At 66.5% G+C, this 1,689-nt stretch carries 1 protein-coding gene; it reads left to right on the top strand.

The window, feature by feature from the left end:
- Positions 1-1,689: non-ribosomal peptide synthetase (locus A5688_RS05905; RefSeq protein ID WP_120312482.1), on the top strand; the 1,689-nt coding region annotated here is incomplete at both ends.

Here is a 1,689-nt window from a genome sequence, read left to right as displayed (position 1 = left end):
TGGGGCAATCGGGCGGTGTTGACCCAGCCCGCACCCGCACGGGTATCGATCCCGGAATTGTTCGCCGCGCAGGTGGCACGCTCACCCGAGTCGATCGCGCTGACCTTCGAGGGCTACTCGCTGACCTATCGCGAGCTCGATGAGTCCTCAAACCGGTTGGCGCACTTGCTTTCCACTCACGGGGCGAACCACGGTAACTGTGTGGCGCTTTTGTTGGAGCGCTCAGCACAGGCTGTCGTGGCGATTCTGGCGGTACTCAAAACCGGGGCGGCGTACCTACCAATCGACCCAGCGTCGCCGTCGACGCGGATCGGGTTCATGCTGACCGATGCCGCGCCTGTCGCCGCCATCACCACCGCGGACCTGGCCGGGCGGCTCGACGGAGATGACCTGGTGGTGATCGACGTCGACGACCCCGTCGTTGACGCACACCCCAGCACGGCCCTACCACCGCCGCATCCGGACGATATCGCCTACCTGATCTACACCTCCGGGACCACCGGTGTCCCCAAAGGGGTTGCGGTCAAGCACCACAACGTCACGCAGCTGCTGACATCACTGAATGGGGGCCTGCCGCGCGCGGGCGTGTGGTCCCAGTGGCATTCGTTGGTCTTCGATGTCTCGGTATGGGAGATTTTCGGCGCGCTGCTGCGCGGCGGGCGGCTGGTCGTGGTGCCCGAAACGGTGGCGCGCTCACCGGAAGACCTTCACGCGTTACTGGTCGACCAACGGGTCAATGTGTTGAGCCAGACCCCTTCTGCCGCGGGAATGTTGTCGCCGCAGGGGTTGGAATCGACGGCGTTGGTGGTGGCCGGTGAGGCGTGCCCGGCCGAGTTGGTGGACCGGTGGGCTACCGGGCGGGTGATGATCAACGCCTACGGCCCGACCGAGACGTGGTACCCGGCGATCAGTGCGCCGTTGACACCGGGAGCAGGAGTGCCACCAATCGGCTCGCCCGTAGCGGGGGCGGCCTTCTTCGTGCTGGATGGATGGTTGCGGCCGGTGCCGGCTGGGGTGGTGGGGGAGTTGTATCTGGCCGGTGCCGGGGTGAGCTTTGGTTACGTGCGCCGTCCGGGCTTGACTGGGTCGCGCTTTGTGGCGTGTCCGTTCGGTGGGGCCGGAGTGCGGATGTATCGCACCGGGGATTTGGTGCGGTGGGGTTCTGATGGGCAGCTGCGGTATCTGGGGCGTGCTGATGAGCAGGTCAAGATCCGCGGGTATCGCATCGAGTTGGGCGAGGTGCGGGCGGCATTGGCCGACCTCGACGGTATAGAGCAGGCGGTGGCGGTGGCCCGCGAGGACCGTCCCGGTGATAAGCGTTTGGTGGCCTATGTGACCGGGACTGCCGATCCGGCCAAGGTGCGCGCGCAGCTGGCTGAGCGGCTCCCGGCCTATATGGTCCCGGCGGCGGTGGTGGCGTTGGAGGCGCTGCCGATGACCATCAACGGCAAACTCGACAAGCGCGCGCTGCCGGCACCGGAATACAGCGCGGAGGCGTATCGGGCCCCGGGCAGTGCGGTCGAGGAGATCCTGGCCGGGATCTATGCGCAGGTGCTGGGGGTCGAGCGGGTCGGGGTCGACGACTCGTTTTTCGAGTTGGGTGGCGATTCGTTGTCGGCGATGCGGCTGATCGCGGCCATCAATGCCGCTGTGGATGAAGGCCTTTCGGTGCGTGCGGTGTTCGAGGCA

Origin of the sequence: Mycobacterium mantenii (assembly GCF_001667865.1) — a bacterium.
In the GTDB taxonomy this organism is placed as follows: Bacteria; Actinomycetota; Actinomycetes; order Mycobacteriales; family Mycobacteriaceae; genus Mycobacterium; species Mycobacterium mantenii_A.
This window is presented reverse-complemented; position numbering and strand designations above follow the sequence as displayed.